Origin of the sequence: Pseudoxanthomonas sp. LjRoot127 (assembly GCF_964253495.1) — a bacterium.
Taxonomy (GTDB): Bacteria; Pseudomonadota; Gammaproteobacteria; order Xanthomonadales; family Xanthomonadaceae; genus Pseudoxanthomonas_A.
In genome coordinates this window covers 3548430-3563063 of sequence record NZ_CAXUQR020000001.1, presented here as the reverse complement: position 1 = coordinate 3563063, position 14634 = coordinate 3548430, and the positions used below count along the sequence as shown (strand labels likewise).

Sequence of the window (14634 nt, the reverse complement as noted above, 5' to 3'; positions counted from 1 at the left end):
CATGACGGCGACCCCCCGCGATCTCATCGTATTGCGTCCTGAAGGCATGTACTGCCCGGCGGGCGATTTCTTCATCGATCCCTGGAAGCCGGTCGCGACGGCGGTGATTACCCATGGGCATGGGGACCACGCCCGCACCGGCATGGCGCGCTACCACGCGGCCAGCGACTGCATGCCGGTGCTGCGGTGGCGGTTGGGCGATCAGGAGTTCCATCCGCATGCCTACGGCGAGCGCTTCCCGCTGGGAAATGCCGTCGTGTCGTTTCATTCCGCCGGTCATGTCCTCGGTTCCGCGCAGGTACGCATCGAAGTGGACGGCGAAGTCTGGGTCGCGTCGGGCGACTACAAGCGCCAGGCGGATCCCACCTGCCCGCCCTTCGAGGTCGTGCCGTGCGACGTTTTCATCACCGAAGCGACGTTCGGCCTGCCCGTCTATCAATGGCCCGACACGCCCGAGGAAGTCGCGCGCATCGTCGAATGGCGTCGCGCGTGCGAGGCGCGTGGACGTGCGGCCATCCTGTACGCCTATGCGCTGGGCAAGGCGCAGCGCATCCTCGCCGAACTCGCGCGCTTCGACGAACCCCCCGTCTACCTGCATGGCGCCGTGGACACCGGCGTGCAGGTGTACCGCAGTGCGGGCATCGACCTGATCGCCACCGAGGCGGTCGGCGAGCAGCCCAAGGGCAAGGATTTCGCGGGCCGCCTGGTGATCGCGCCGCCCTCCGCGGCCGGGTCCACCTGGACGCGTCGCTTCCGCGACGCCGAACATGGCTTCGCATCCGGCTGGATGCGCCTGCGCGGCAACCGCCGGCGACGCAACTACGACCGCGGCTTCGTCGTGTCCGATCATGCCGACTGGCCGGGCTTGCTCGCCACCATCGAACAGACGGGCGCACGCCGCATCATCGCCACCCATGGCAACACCGATGCGCTGATCCGCTTCCTGCGCGAGCGCGGCCAGGATGCGCAGGCGTTCTCGACCGACTTCGGTGGCGAGGAATGAAAGCCTTCGCCGCGCTCTACCAGGCGCTGGAGCACAGCACCGGCACCCTCGACAAGCGAGCGGCGATCGCCGACTACGTGCGCCGCGTGCCGCGCGAAGACGCGGCGTGGGGGCTTTGGCTGCTTGCCGGCAACAAGCTGCGGCGGATCGCGGGCAGCGGCGAACTGCGCACCTGGTGCGGCGAACTCGCCGGCCTGCCCGCGTGGCTGGTGGACGACAGCTATTCCCACGTCGGCGACCTGGCGGAGACGCTTGCCCTGTTGCTGCCGTCGAGCACGGCGCAGCATCCCGAGCTGCCGCTGCATGCGTGGATCGAACAGCGCCTGTTGCCGGTTGCCGGTGCCGATGCGGAGACGCGTCGTAGCACCGTGGTCGACGCCTGGACGCAGCTGCCCGACAGCGAGCGCCTCGTCTTCAACAAGCTGCTGACGGGCGCGCTGCGGGTCGGTGTGTCGGCGCGCCTGGTCCAGCAGGCGCTCGCGGATTTTTCCGACGTGCCCATCGCGGTGCTCGCGCAGCGCATGCTCGGTGACTGGCCGCCCACGCCGGCGTTCCTCGATGGCCTTCTGTCGACCGAGGTGCTCGACAGCGACCGCGAACAGCCCTACCCGTTCTTCCTCGCATCGCCGCTCGAGAACGCGCCTGACCAGTTGGGCGATGTAAAGGACTGGCTGCTGGAATGGAAGTGGGACGGCATCCGCGTGCAGGTGATCCGTCGCCGCAACGAGGTCGCGCTCTGGTCGCGCGGCGAGGAGCGGCTGGATGGCCGTTTTCCCGAGATCGAGGCCGCTGCCCTCGGCCTGCCGCGGGATGCCGTCATCGATGGCGAACTGCTGGCCTGGGAAGACGGCACGGCACCCCTCCCCTTCTCCGCGCTGCAGACGCGCATCCAGCGCAAACGTCCGGGCAGCAAGCATCTTGCTGCCGCGCCCGCGCGGGTGCTGGCGTACGACTTGCTGGAGCTGGAAGGCGAAGATGTGCGCGAATGGACGCTGGAGGCGCGCCGGCAGCGCCTGGACGAGCTGCTCCGGGCCACGCACGATCCGCGCCTGCAGGTCTCGCCGGCGGTGGATGCTGCATCCTGGGATGCGGCCGCCGCGCTGCGCCAGGGCGCGCGCGAACGCGGCGTCGAAGGCCTGATGCTGAAACGCCGTGCATCGCCGTATCGCAGCGGCCGGCGACGCGGCGACTGGTGGAAATGGAAGATCGATCCCCTGACCATCGACGCGGTGCTGCTGTACGCGCAGGCCGGGCATGGGCGCCGCAGTACCCTGCACACCGATTACACGTTCGGTGTATGGAACGACGCCGGCGAACTGGTGCCGGTGGCGAAGGCCTACTCGGGACTGGACGACAAGGAAATACTGGCCCTGGACCAGTGGATCCGCACCCACACGCGCGAGCGGTTCGGCCCCGTGCGTTCCGTCGTCGCCCACCATGTCTTCGAGCTCGGCTTCGAAGGCGTGAACATCAGCAATCGGCACAAGGCGGGCGTCGCCGTTCGGTTTCCCCGCATCCTGCGCTGGCGCCATGACAAGTCCGCGGCGCACGCCGACAAGCTGTCCACGCTGCAGGCACTGGCGCGATGACGCCCCTCGCCCGGCTGCAGCAGTGGTTCGCCGCCCGCGGCTGGAAGCCGCTGCCGTTCCAGCGCCAGGCCTGGCGACATTACCTGGCGGGCGAATCGGGGCTGATCCATACCCCGACCGGCAGCGGCAAGACACTCGCCGCGTTCGGCGGACCGCTGCTCGAAGCGTTGGCGGAAAAGGCGCCGTCCCGTTCATCCGGGTCGCGCAGGCCGGTTGCGCGTCCGTTGCGCGTGCTGTGGATCACGCCGCTGCGCGCCCTGGCCACCGACACGACGCGAGCGCTGGCCGAGACCGCCGATGCGCTCGGCCTGCCGTGGAGTGTGGCGCAGCGCACCGGCGATGCCAGTGCACGCGACAAGCGCCTGGCGCGCGGCGGCAAGCTGGATGTGCTGGTGACCACGCCCGAGTCGCTGTCGCTGCTGCTCAGCTATCCGGATACGGCGCCGATGTTCGGCGACCTGCGCTGCGTGGTGGTGGACGAATGGCACGAGCTGATGGGCAGCAAGCGCGGCGTGCAGACCCAGCTTGCGTTGGCGCGCCTGCGCCGATGGTCGCCTCGCGTGCGAACGTGGGGACTGTCGGCGACGCTCGGCAATCTGGAGGATGCCTGCCGGTCGCTGCTTCCGCCCGGCCAACCGCCGCGCGTGCTGTCGGCCGCGCGGCCCCGGCCGATGACGCTGGAAACGCTGTTGCCGGCGGACATCGTGCGGTTTCCCTGGAGCGGCCACCTGGGCCTGAGCCAGCTTGCGGGCGTGATGGATCGCGTGTTCTCCGTACGCACCACCCTGCTGTTCACCAACACGCGCGCGCACGCGGAACTGTGGCATCAGGCGCTGTCGTCGGTATGGCCGGAAGACAGCGCGACGCTGGCCCCGCATCATGGCTCGCTCGATCCGGCCGTGCGGCAGCAGGCCGAAGCCGGCTTGCGCGATGCATCGCTGCGGTGCGTGGTCGCCACGTCCAGCCTGGACCTGGGCGTCGACTTTCCCTCGGTCGACCAGGTGATCCAGATCGGCAGCCCCAAGGGCGTGGCCCGCCTGCTGCAGCGTGCCGGCCGTGCGCGCCATCGTCCCGGCGAGACCGGCCATGTCCTGTGCGTGCCTACGCATGCGCTCGAACTCGCCGAGTACGCGGCCACCCGCACGGCGATCGCGGAGGGCGTCGTGGAGACCCGGCATCCCCCTCGCCTGCCGCTCGACGTGTTGGCGCAGCACGCGGTGACGCTCGCGCTGGGCGGTGGCTTCGAGGCGGACGCGCTGCTGGCCGAGGTGCGCACGACGCACGCGTTCGCGACGCTCGACACCGCGACGTGGCAGCGGGTGCTCGACTTCATCGTGCGCGGCGGCGATGCACTGGAGCACTATCCCGAGTATCGACGCGTCGTGCGCGATGCGGACGGCGTGTATCGCGTGCACGAGAAGATCGTCGCCCTGCGCCATCGGCTTTCCATCGGCACCATCGCCAGCGACGGCAACGTGTCGGTGAAGTTCATGAAAGGCGGTGGACTGGGCGCGGTCGAGGAAGCCTTCCTCAGCCGCCTGCGCCCGGGTGACCGTTTCCGGTTCGCCGGTCGCTTGCTGGAGCTGGTGCGGCTTCAGGACATGACGGCTTACGTGCGCCTGGTCAAGCAGGGCGACGGTGTGGTGCCCCGCTGGATGGGCGGGCGCATGCCGTTGTCGTCGCGGCTGGCCGCGCAGGTGCTGGCGTCGCTGGCGGACGACCGGACATCGCCCGAGATGCGGGCGCTGGGTCCGCTGCTGGCCGTGCAGGAACGTCTCAGTCGCGTGCCGTCTCCCGGCGAGCTGCTGGTGGAACAGGTGAAGCGCCGCGATGGATACCACGTATTCGTCTATCCGTTCGCCGGCCGTCGTGCGCACGAGGGGCTCGCGGCCCTGATGGCGTGGCGATGGGGCCAGCGGCACCCCAACACGTTCTCGCTCGCGGCCAATGATCTCGGTTTCGTGCTGTCGGCCCAGCTGCCCGTTGCCCTGGATGCGGACCTGCTGCGGGAACTGCTCTCGCCCCTCCATCTGGTGGACGACCTCGCCCACGGCGCCAACCTCGGCGAACTGGCGCGCCGGCAGTTCCGCGGCATCGCGCGCGTTGCCGGCCTGTTGCCGCCTTCGCTGCCGGGCCGCACGCCCCGCAGCCTGCGGCAATTGCAGGCGTCGAGCGGACTGCTCTTCGACGTGCTGTCGCAACACGACCCCGGCCATCTGCTGCTGGAACTGGCGCGCCGCGAGGCGCTGGAAGAAGACCTGCAGATCGCCGACATGGAGGTCCTGCTCGGCCGGCTGCGCGATGCGCGCGTGCACCTCACCTCGCCCGCCAGCCTCACACCGCTCGCCTTTCCGCTGTGGGCCGACGGGATGCGCGCGCACCTGAGCACCGAGGATTGGCAGGCGCGGGTACGCCGTGCGGCCGAGCAGCTGGAACGCCGCCATGCAGGCTAGCCTCGATATCGAACTGGCAGGACAGCCTGTACGACTGCTCGCCGATCGCGCCATGTTCTGGCCGGCGCAATCCCTGCTGCTTGTCGCGGACCTCCATCTCGGCAAAGGCGAAGCGTTGCGTCGTGGTGGCATCGCGGTACCGCGCGGCGGTACGCGCGACGATCTGGAACGCCTGCAGTCGTTGCTTGCCGCCACCGGTGCACGCGAGCTGTGCGTGCTGGGCGACTTCCTGCATGGCGCCGGATCGGGCGGCGCGTGGCAGGAGGAGTGGCAGGCGTGGCGTGAGCGGCATGCGTCGTTGCCGATCACCGTGGTGGCAGGCAACCACGACCGCCATCTGCATGGACGCGCGTCGGACTGGCGGCTCGATCTCGTCCCCGAAGGCCTGCGACGCGGCCCGTTCGAGCTGCGCCATGTACCCGGCGACGGGACGGGACACGTCATCGCAGGTCACGTGCATCCCCGCGTGCGCTATCCCGGCTTGCCAGGACGATGGCCGACGTTCTGGCTGCGAACCGGGCTCACCGTCCTGCCCGCGTTTTCGCGCTTCACCGGCGGCGTCGAGCCGGTCCTGCGCGCCGGTGATCGCCAGGTCGCGTGCCTGGGCGGCCTGGTGGCGGCGTTGCCGGCGGGATAGATCGACGACGACTCAGGCCTGCGCCATTCGTCCGGGATGGCTGTAGACCACATGCCGGCCCGGACGCGTGAAACCGACCAGGGTCATGCCGCATCCGGTGGCCAGGTCCACCGCCAGCGCCGTGGGCGCCGATATCGCGGCGAGGAACGGAATGCCTGCCATCGCTGCTTTTGCCACCATTTCGTAACTCGCCCGGCTGGTGACCAGTGCGAAACCCGATGCGGGATCGATGCCCTCCCGCCGCATGGCACCGATCAGTTTGTCCAGCGCGTTGTGACGACCGACGTCTTCGCGTACCCGTGCGATCTTTCCGTCCACCCCCGCCCATGCGGCGGCGTGTACGGCGCCCGTCGCCGCGTTCAATCGTTGTCGTTGCGCCAGTTCGAACAGCGCGGCCTCCAGCGCCGATGAGGCGATGGCGCGCCCCTCGCCCACGGCCTCGGGTTGCCTGATGACATCTTCCAGGTGCCGGTTGCCGCAGATGCCGCAGCCACTGCGACCGGGCAGCCAGCGTTGCTGGCCGGCGACACGCGCAGGCAGCGGATCGCGGGTGCGAACGTCGAGCTGGATGCCTTCCAGCAAGGGCTGCACCTCCACCGACACGAGATCGCCTGGCTTGACGCCGAGCTCGGTCCACGCGAAGCCATGCGCGAAGTCCTCCAGATCGCACGGCGACACCATCATCACCGCCAGCGGTTCGCCGTTGCAGTGGATCGCGAGCGGTACCTCCTCGGCGAGCAGATCCTGGCGGACGGTCGATGCGCCCCCGGTGACGTCGACGACCTCGCGTCGCGCCACGCCCCCGGTACGATCATCCGGCATCGACATGCGAATCGCGCACCTTGCTGACCACCACCGGGATCGACTTGTAGGCCGGCGTGCCGGAGTGCGGATCGTGGCTGTCCAGCGGCACCAGGCGGTTGCCTTCCGGGTAGTACATCGCAGCAGACCCTTGCGGCAGGTCGTATTCGACGGCGATGAAACCCGACACCGTCCGCGTCGCGTCGTCGCCGGCCAGGTACGACACCACGTCGATCCGGTCGCCCTGCGCCAGCCCGCGCGCGCGCATGTCGTCGCGGTTCATGAACACCACGTCGCGTCGCCCGCTGATCCCGCGGTAACGATCATCGAAGCCGTAGATCGTGGTGTTGTACTGGTCGTGGGACCGGATCGTGGTCAGCGTCAGCAGGTCGCGACGGCCCGTGCACGGATCCTCGTCGAGCCCGGGCGCGACCAGGAACCGCGCCTTCCCGCCAGGCCCCCAGTCGCGTTCGGACGCCCCCACGTACAGTCGGAAACCGCCGGGCTCGAGAACGCGGCGGTTGAAGTCCTTGAACATCGGGAACACCGCTTCGATGTCATCCCGGATGCGGTCGTAGTCGCCGACCAGGCCATCCCAGTCCACTTTCGTCTGCGGCAACGTCGCTTTCGCGATGCCGGCCACGATGGCCGGTTCCGAGAGCAGGTGCTCCGACGCCGGCGGCAGTCCACCCTGCGATGCATGCACCATCGACATCGAATCTTCCACCGTTACCGACTGCAGGCCGCTCGCCTGCAGGTCGCGCTCGGTGCGGCCCAGGCAGGGCAGCAGGAACGCCTGCTTCGCGGGAATCAGATGCGAACGGTTCAACTTGGTGGCGATATGCACGGCCAGGTCGAGCGTGCGCATCGCGGGAATCGTCGTCTCCGGGTCCGGCATCGCAACGGCCAGGTTGCCGCCCATGCACACCAGCGCACGCGAACGGCCGTCGCGGATCGCGCGCACCGCCTCGACGGCGTCGTGCCCGTGCGTGAGCGGGAACTCGAAGCCGTAGGTGCGCTTGATCGCATCGACCAGGGCCTGCGTTGGCTTTTCGGTGATCCCGACCGTGCGGTCACCCTGCACGTTCGAATGCCCGCGGATCGGCGCAATGCCGGCGCCCTGCCTGCCGATGTTCCCGCGCAGCAGCATCAGGTTGGCCATCTGCTGCACGTTCTGAGTGCCACGGCGGTGCTGCGTCATGCCCATGCCGTAGCAGAGGATCACGCGGTCCGCCCTGGCGTAGAGCTGCGCGGCGGCGGCGATGTCGTCGCGTGCCAGGCCGGAATGCCTGACGATCTCTTCCCACGTCGTGCGCGCGAGATCCTCGCGCAACGCCTCCAGTCCTTCGGTGTGTTCGGCGATGAACGCATGGTCGAGCACGCCGTTGCCGCCGGCGGCGAGGTCGTCGGCATCGGCGTCCAGAAGCCACTTCATCATGCCTTTCAGCAGCGCGAGGTCGCCGCCGATCTTCACCTGGTAATAGGTCTGCGCGATCGGCGTGGCGGTGTTCGTCAGCATCTCGGCCGGGTGCTGCGGCGAGGTGAAGCGTTCCAGGCCGCGCTCCCGCAGCGGATTCACCGCCACGATGGGGACGCCGCGCTTCGAGACCTCCCGCAACGTCGAGAGCATGCGGGGATGGTTGGTGCCGGGATTGTGGCCGAAGCTGAAGAGCGCATCGCAGTGCGCGAAATCGTCCAGCGTCACCGTGCCCTTGCCCACGCCGATGGATCCTGGCAACCCGACGCTGGTCGCCTCGTGGCACATGTTCGAACAGTCGGGAAAGTTGTTGGTGCCGTACTCGCGCACCATCAGCTGGTACAGGAAGGCCGCTTCGTTGGACGTGCGGCCAGAGGTGTAGAACTCGGCCATGTCGGGATGCGGCAGCGCCCGCAGCGCTGCGCCGATGCGGGCGAACGCTTCGTCCCAGCCGATCGGCACGTAGCGGTCCGTATCGGCGTCGTAGGCCATCGGATGCGTCAGCCGGCCTTCGTCCTCCAGCGCGTGGTCGCTCCATTCCCACAGTTCCGCCAGCGTGTGGCGTGCGAAGAAGTCCGGAGTCGCACGCTTGCCGGTGGCTTCCCACGACACCGCCTTGGCGCCGTTCTCGCAGAACTCGAACGACGACGTGTGCTTCGGATCAGGCCAGGCGCAGCCCGGGCAATCGAACCCGGTGGGCTGGTTGACGCGGCGCAGCGCCGAGGTCTCGCGACCGACCGCCATCTGGCTCTTCACCGCGCGGGCGACGGCGGCGAGTGCGCCCCATCCGCCGGCTGCGCCATCGTACTCGTCGATGCCCGGGACCTTGCGTTCACTCATCGGATCCCTGCCCTTGCATGTCGGAGAAAGAGACGCCTGCAGGATACCCGATGCCCTCGGACGGGTTGCATGCGTCATGCATCGTGGCGCCTGTGAACCGGACGCTCAGGATGGGATTGCTAGCATGTCGACCTCGCCAGACCCGGTACCGCCTGCCTCCCGTGATCCGCCTCCTGCTTCCGCTCACCGCCCTGCTCGCCAGCGTTGCGCTGCTGCTGGGTGGAAATGGCCTGCTCGGAACGCTGCTGGCCATGCGCAGCCAGGCCGAAGGTTGGGGCGAGCGCACGACGGGCCTGGTGATGTCGGGCTACTTCGTCGGCTTCTTCCTGGGTACGTTCACGGCGCCGCCGCTGATCCGGCGCGTGGGCCACATCCGCGCATTCGCGTTCCACGCCGCGCTCGCGGCGGCAGCGGTGCTGGTGTACCCGCTGTGGAGGGAGCCGGTCGGATGGATGCTGCTGCGCGTGGTCACCGGCATGTCGCTGGTCGGGCTGTGCACCGTGATCGAAAGCTGGTTGAACGCGCAGGCCGCGCCCGAGCACCGCAGCCGCGTGTTCGGCGTGTACATGGTGGTCTCGCTGCTCGCCCTGGCGGCCGGCCAACTGTTGCTCGACCTGCAGCCTCCGCGCAGCCCGGTGCTGTTCAGCGTCGTGGCGATCCTGTTCGCGCTGGCCATCCTGCCGGTCAGCGCGACACGGCTTTCGCCGCCGGTGATGACCGTCGCTCCGAAGGTGCACCTGCTGGAGATCTGCCGGGCGGCGCCGAGTGCGGCCGCCGGCGCGGTGCTCGCCGGCCTGGCGCTGGGCGCGTTCTGGGGCATGGGCGCGGTGTATGCGGCCTCGCTGGGCCTGGATCGCGCAGGCATCGGCACCTTCATGGCGGTGACCATCATCGGCGGCGCTGCCCTGCAGTTGCCGATCGGCCGTCTGTCCGATCGCAGCGACCGCCGCAGCACGTTGGCGCTGGTCGCCGCCGCAGGCGCCGCCACTGCCCTGCTCGCGCTGCGTTTCGAGGGTCAGGCGCACGCCCTGTTCTTCCTGTTCGGCGGTCTGGCCTTCGCGCTGTATCCGCTGGCCGTCGCGCACCTGCTGGACCGTCTGCCGGGCGAGCAGCTGCTCGCGGGCTGCAGCGCACTGCTACTGCTCAACGGCATCGGTGCCGCGATCGGGCCCGCCGTGGCCGGTGCGCTGATGCAGCGCTTCGGTGCGGAGGCACTGCCGCTTTTCTTCGCCTGCACCCTGGGAGTGTTGGCGCTGGTGGCCGGTGGCCGCCGCCTGTTCAAGACGCGCCGGCTGCTGCATCCCGGCCGGTTCCACCCCATGCTGCGCACCACGCCGACCGCGCTGGAGATGCTGCCCGAAATTCACGATGCGCCCGAGGCCCGAGAGCGCGATCCGCGCGGGAATTGATCCCGATCAATGCGGCATGGTGGGCCAGCCCCTAGCCTGCGCGACATGGGCCACGTCTCTCCAACCCCGATGTTCGATGCCGACCTGCTGCGGCGCTACGACACGCCCGGTCCGCGCTATACCTCGTACCCGACCGCACCCCAATTCAGCGCGCGCTTCGGTGCCCCGGAACTGCGCGCACATGCGGCGTCGACCAATGGCCTCGAGCACGCGCGCCCCCTGTCGCTCTACGTGCATGTCCCGTTCTGCACCAGTCCCTGCTTCTACTGCGGGTGCAATCGGGTCATCACGCGCGACAAGGCGCGTGGCGAGCTCTACCTCGACTATCTATACCGCGAGATCGCGCGGATGGCCCCGTTGTTCGACAGCGGCCGCCCCGTCGTGCAGCTGCATTTCGGTGGCGGTACGCCGAATTTCCTGACGCCGGCGCAGATCGCCGATTGCGTGGCCGAACTGCGCAGCCAGTTCACGTTCGCCGATCCGGCGACCATGGATTTCTCGATCGAACTGGATCCGCGCTTCGTCACGCCCGCCGACATCGCCGAGCTGGCCGCCGTGGGCTTCACGCGGGCGAGCCTGGGGGTGCAGGACTTCGACCCGGGCGTGCAGAAGGCGGTGAACCGATTGCAGGGCGTGGAAGAGACGCTCTCCATCGTGGCGGCATGCCGCGAACACGGCATGCGGTCGGTCAACATCGACCTGATCTATGGCCTGCCGAAGCAGACGCGCGACGGTTTCGCGAGGACGCTTGAGATCGTGCTCGACGCCAGGCCCGACCGTATCGCCGTCTACAGCTATGCGCACCTGCCGCAGCTGTTCAAGCCGCAACAGCGCATCGCGGACGCCGACCTGCCCGATCGCGAGATCAAGCTCGCCTTGCTCCAGGGGGCGATCGAGCGGTTGGTGGCGGCGGGCTACGTCTACATCGGCATGGACCATTTCGCCCTGCCCGACGATGAGCTGGCACGTGCGCAGGCGCGCGGCGACCTGCATCGCAACTTCATGGGCTATACCACGCATGCCGAGAGCGACCTGATCGGGCTCGGCGTGAGCGCCATCAGCCATATCGGCGACAGCTTCAGCCAGAATCCCCGCGACATCGCCAGTTGGGAACGCGCCATCGACGACGGACGCATGCCGGTCTGGCGCGGCATGCCGCTGGATCGCGACGACGTGTTGCGGGCGGAGGTCATCCAGGAACTGATGTGCCATGGCCGACTGGACTACGCGCGCATCGGACGGCGCTACGACATCGTGTTCACCGACTACTTCGCCGATGCGCTGTCGCGGCTGGCGCCGCTGGCAGACGACGGCCTGCTGACGTTCACGCGGGTCGGCATCCAGGCCACGCCCAAGGGTCGCCTGCTGCTGCGGGTGATCGCGATGTGCTTCGACCGCTACCTGCCAGCCGCACCGTCGCCGGACACGCCACGGTTCTCGCGCACGATCTGAGACCCTCCTTCACCGGCACGCCTGGTTGACACGGTCGTCGAGCTTGCGGCTTGTAGCGAAATCGCGCTTCAGGCCAAGTCGCGCGTACGCCTGGTCGCGGGCGTGCTTGGCCCGTTCGCAGGCGACGGCATCGCGATGCATCGAGATCACCGCCCCCTGCGCGGCTGAACTTGAGGGTCGGCAGGGATTCGTGAGAAAAACAGCCGAATCGGCTCTAACACCATGATTCAACGAGGAAACACCCCTCGACGTCAGGCAGTGCGTGGATTACAGACTTAGGCTTGATCGAACCAGAAGCCGCGTGACCCAGGCATTTCTGAAGTGCTGCTTAGGCACGCGTGCCCTTCTTGAATATTGGATTCAAGAGTTTCCACGCTCCTGACCCAACGGAAACCCTCAAGAAGGCTCCGACCATCGCCTGATCCATTGCAGTAGTTCCTCGTGCGGGATCGTACGTCCAGCGTCGACGTCGGCGATACCTTCGCGGGTCCGCCGATCCTTCTCCTCCTCGGTCAATTCCGGAAGGAGTGCTAGCAGTTTGTCTTCAGGGCTCATAGGCCGATGAGCTGCGCTCAAGTTGGCTTGATTCTCGTGAACATGGGCACGATCTGGGGATCATCCAGGCCCGCCGGCAAAGGCTGCGATACGTCGTGGACCGCCAAGTCGATGATGACGTCCAAATCTGAGCATAAGGGCTGTATGGCGGTGGTCACCAGACGAGCCGCCCGCTCGGCGAAAGCCAGGTCGACCACCAGCCAGATCAACAGACCGGGAGGCTGTTCGACGCCCCCCGACGAGTGAGTTTCCAGGAGATACGCCGACGAGACGAAGTCGGCGTGTTCAAGGCTGCCGCTGATGGCCGGAGCGAGCCAAGCCGGTGCGGCTTGGGCAGGTCTCACCGCGAACTCCGCCGGCTCCAGCCGTTCCACCCTGGCCAGAAAGCCCGTATCCAACAATGCCGCAACCTCTTCCGGGTAGAGGACAACGCCGTCGTCGTTGGGATTGAGCATCAACGTAGCGCCGCGAGTACCGGTTAGCAGCTCACGGCCTGGAACTCCCAGAATTCTGACAGCAGCCGAACTGGCCGCCTGCGCCTTGTCGAGCGAGGTAAAGAAGGGGATCGCATCGAAACCGTCAGGATGGCGGAACTGGACCAGCCGCAGTGTCCGCGCGTCATCCGAGACGGGCGCATGCACGTACACGATCGCATCCATCAGTCGCTTGAAGAATGCGCGTTCCTCGGCTGCGCTGTCGCGGGCCCGTTCAAAGGAAGCCTCCAGCGCTGCCTCTGCGGACGTAGTCCCTCTTGCACGCGGCCTGCTCGGTTGCTTCATAGTCAGATGCGATGAGGGCCAAGCGGGTATCCGGAGAACCAATCCGCCTCGATCTCGCTGCTCAGGTAGGGTCGTACGAAGGCCGACTGGGTCAGCGCTCGCAGCCGCTCTTCGTGCTCAGCAATCGCCTCGATGTCGCTGACGGTTGGATAGTGCCGCAGCAGTCGATATGCCTCTTGCCGCACCTCTTTGGGCACGGCTTGGCTGGCCGCTAGCTGCCGGAGGAACGCGCCCGCCTGCAACACATTGCGGGTGCGCTCAGATGGCGTCGTCATGACATCAAGAATGGCTGGAACTAAGGAATGCTTAGCTTATCGCGTCTGTGGCCGGCTAGCGCACGGTGCAACTACAGACCTTGCGATTTCCAAATTAATCCGGTATAATCAATAACTTACTTCGCATAACGTCGCTTATGTAAAGCCGCGTGCGGCCGGTACCCTTGCTTGATTCCGCACGCTGTTTTTACTGGCACCCGCCGGTGCACCGCCCCTGGGGCCGGTGACCGCGACGGTCACGATCGTGGAATTCTTCGACCCGACCTGCGAGTCCTGCCGTGCGATGTATCCCCACGTGAAGCAACTGCTGGCCGCCCGTCCCAAGGACGTGCGTCTGGTGATCCGCTATGTGCCCTTCCATGGACAGGTCTCCAAGGAAGCGATTGGTGTGCTGGAAGCGGCCCGGAAACAGAAGAAGTTCGAGCCGGTGCTGGAGACCTTGATGCAAAACCAGCCTGTGTGGGCCAGCCATGGCGCGCCGGATCCGAAGAAGGTGTGGGAGTTTGCCGTCGCCGCAGGCTTGGACCGTGCGAGTGCACAGCGCGATCTGGCGACCGGGGCGGTCGAGACCCTGATCAAACGCGAAGTGGCCGCCGTGGAAGCGGCCGACATTCGCGGCACGCCAGCGATCTTCGTCAACGGCAAGCTGCTATCCGAACTGGGCCCCCAGCAACTGAGCGCGCTTATCACCAGCGAACTCCAACACACCCGGAAGAAACCAGAATCGCCCGCCGCCTGGCGCCTAGAGGCAGCGTCCCACGCGATTAGCATCAGGGCGCCGGTGGTTGCGCCGATCCGGACGTGGCGCCGGCCTGCGCCAGTGGCCACAGTCCCCACCATGCCAAGGGGGCCAGGATCACCACGCTGAGCATGCCCGGGAAGTAGTGGTAAGGCTGTGCCAGAAAAAGCGGCAATACGAAGTGGGCCAGCTCCGACAGCCCCATCGACGCGAAGAACGTCCAGGCCAGATAGCGACCGAAATCCCTGCTCTGCCCGGCCAACCAAGGAATCAGCAGCCAGGGAAGGAAGCCGGTCGCCAGCATCAGCAGCACGGCAGGATCGGTGCTTTGGGGGATGGCCGTGCCGCTGATCTGGGCCAGAACATCAAAAAATTGGGCGTAACGCTCCTCGGGTTTGTGCAACAACACGAACGCCGCCAGCGTCAGCCAGTAGGGCGCACGAAAGCGGCGGTAGACGATCGGGCCGCGCACGCTGAGCCACAGCACCAGACCGCCGACATAGCCGACGGCGAAAATGCTCGCCGCCAAGCCACCCAGTGCGAGGTAGCCACTTGCCACTGCCAGTACGCTCAGCGTCACCGCCATAGCTAGCGTGCTTGCCTGAGGTCTGGTGGGAGTGTCCAC

General features: G+C 67.5%; 13 protein-coding genes. 7 read left to right on the top strand and 6 right to left on the bottom strand.

Going from position 1 to position 14634, the window contains the following annotated elements; genetic code table 11:
* The first annotated feature begins 1 nt into the window (after position 1).
* The 4 genes from ACSQ19_RS16725 to pdeM are packed head-to-tail and all read left to right on the top strand — an operon-like array spanning position 2 to position 5682.
* On the top strand, positions 2-1003 hold the full coding sequence (locus ACSQ19_RS16725) for a ligase-associated DNA damage response exonuclease (protein WP_435998511.1): 1002 nt from the start codon (positions 2-4) through the stop codon (positions 1001-1003).
* Complete coding sequence (locus ACSQ19_RS16720; protein ID WP_435998508.1) at positions 1000-2592, top strand: ATP-dependent DNA ligase; 1593 nt, start codon at positions 1000-1002, stop codon at positions 2590-2592. Before ACSQ19_RS16725 ends, ACSQ19_RS16720 begins: the two co-directional genes overlap by 4 nt.
* Positions 2589-5045 carry a ligase-associated DNA damage response DEXH box helicase gene (locus ACSQ19_RS16715; protein ID WP_435998506.1) on the top strand — a complete coding sequence of 819 codons (2457 nt, stop codon included), beginning with the start codon at positions 2589-2591 and terminating at the stop codon, positions 5043-5045. The genes ACSQ19_RS16720 and ACSQ19_RS16715 overlap by 4 nt, the downstream gene beginning before the upstream one ends.
* Positions 5035-5682: a ligase-associated DNA damage response endonuclease PdeM gene (pdeM, locus tag ACSQ19_RS16710; protein ID WP_435998504.1), complete on the top strand. Its 648-nt coding sequence runs from the start codon at positions 5035-5037 to the stop codon at positions 5680-5682. The genes ACSQ19_RS16715 and pdeM overlap by 11 nt, the downstream gene beginning before the upstream one ends.
* 12 nt (positions 5683-5694) lie before the next feature.
* Here the strand turns inward: pdeM and fdhD are convergent, their stop codons facing one another.
* Positions 5695-6510, bottom strand: coding sequence for a formate dehydrogenase accessory sulfurtransferase FdhD (fdhD, locus tag ACSQ19_RS16705; protein WP_435998502.1), 816 nt, complete (start codon positions 6508-6510; stop codon positions 5695-5697).
* A complete protein-coding gene (locus ACSQ19_RS16700; protein WP_435998500.1) occupies positions 6494-8800 on the bottom strand; it encodes an FdhF/YdeP family oxidoreductase in 2307 nt (768 codons plus the stop codon). The genes fdhD and ACSQ19_RS16700 overlap by 17 nt, the downstream gene beginning before the upstream one ends.
* A 173-nt stretch (positions 8801-8973) precedes the next feature.
* Here ACSQ19_RS16700 and ACSQ19_RS16695 point away from each other — a divergent pair, with 173 nt between their 5' ends.
* Both ACSQ19_RS16695 and hemN read left to right on the top strand, forming a co-directional pair.
* Positions 8974-10209 carry an MFS transporter gene (locus tag ACSQ19_RS16695; protein ID WP_436001010.1) on the top strand — a complete coding sequence of 412 codons (1236 nt, stop codon included), beginning with the start codon at positions 8974-8976 and terminating at the stop codon, positions 10207-10209.
* Between the two features lie 45 nt (positions 10210-10254).
* Positions 10255-11661: an oxygen-independent coproporphyrinogen III oxidase gene (gene hemN / locus ACSQ19_RS16690; protein WP_435998498.1), complete on the top strand. Its 1407-nt coding sequence runs from the start codon at positions 10255-10257 to the stop codon at positions 11659-11661.
* A 9-nt stretch (positions 11662-11670) separates the two neighbouring features.
* Here the strand turns inward: hemN and ACSQ19_RS16685 are convergent, their stop codons facing one another.
* From ACSQ19_RS16685 to ACSQ19_RS16675, 3 genes are all read right to left on the bottom strand, one after another.
* On the bottom strand, positions 11671-11802 hold the full coding sequence (locus ACSQ19_RS16685; protein ID WP_435998496.1) for a hypothetical protein: 132 nt from the start codon (positions 11800-11802) through the stop codon (positions 11671-11673).
* Between the two features lie 431 nt (positions 11803-12233).
* Complete coding sequence (locus tag ACSQ19_RS16680) at positions 12234-12995, bottom strand: SseB family protein (protein WP_162109351.1); 762 nt, start codon at positions 12993-12995, stop codon at positions 12234-12236.
* A 2-nt stretch (positions 12996-12997) separates the two neighbouring features.
* Positions 12998-13270: a BPSL0761 family protein gene (locus ACSQ19_RS16675; protein WP_046933515.1), complete on the bottom strand. Its 273-nt coding sequence runs from the start codon at positions 13268-13270 to the stop codon at positions 12998-13000.
* 223 nt (positions 13271-13493) lie between these two features.
* Here ACSQ19_RS16675 and ACSQ19_RS16670 point away from each other — a divergent pair, with 223 nt between their 5' ends.
* Positions 13494-14138 carry a DsbA family protein gene (locus tag ACSQ19_RS16670; protein ID WP_327482783.1) on the top strand — a complete coding sequence of 215 codons (645 nt, stop codon included), beginning with the start codon at positions 13494-13496 and terminating at the stop codon, positions 14136-14138.
* Here ACSQ19_RS16670 and ACSQ19_RS16665 read toward each other — a convergent pair.
* Positions 14041-14595: a hypothetical protein gene (locus ACSQ19_RS16665; RefSeq protein ID WP_327482782.1), complete on the bottom strand. Its 555-nt coding sequence runs from the start codon at positions 14593-14595 to the stop codon at positions 14041-14043. The genes ACSQ19_RS16670 and ACSQ19_RS16665 overlap by 98 nt on opposite strands.
* Positions 14596-14634 lie beyond the last annotated feature (39 nt).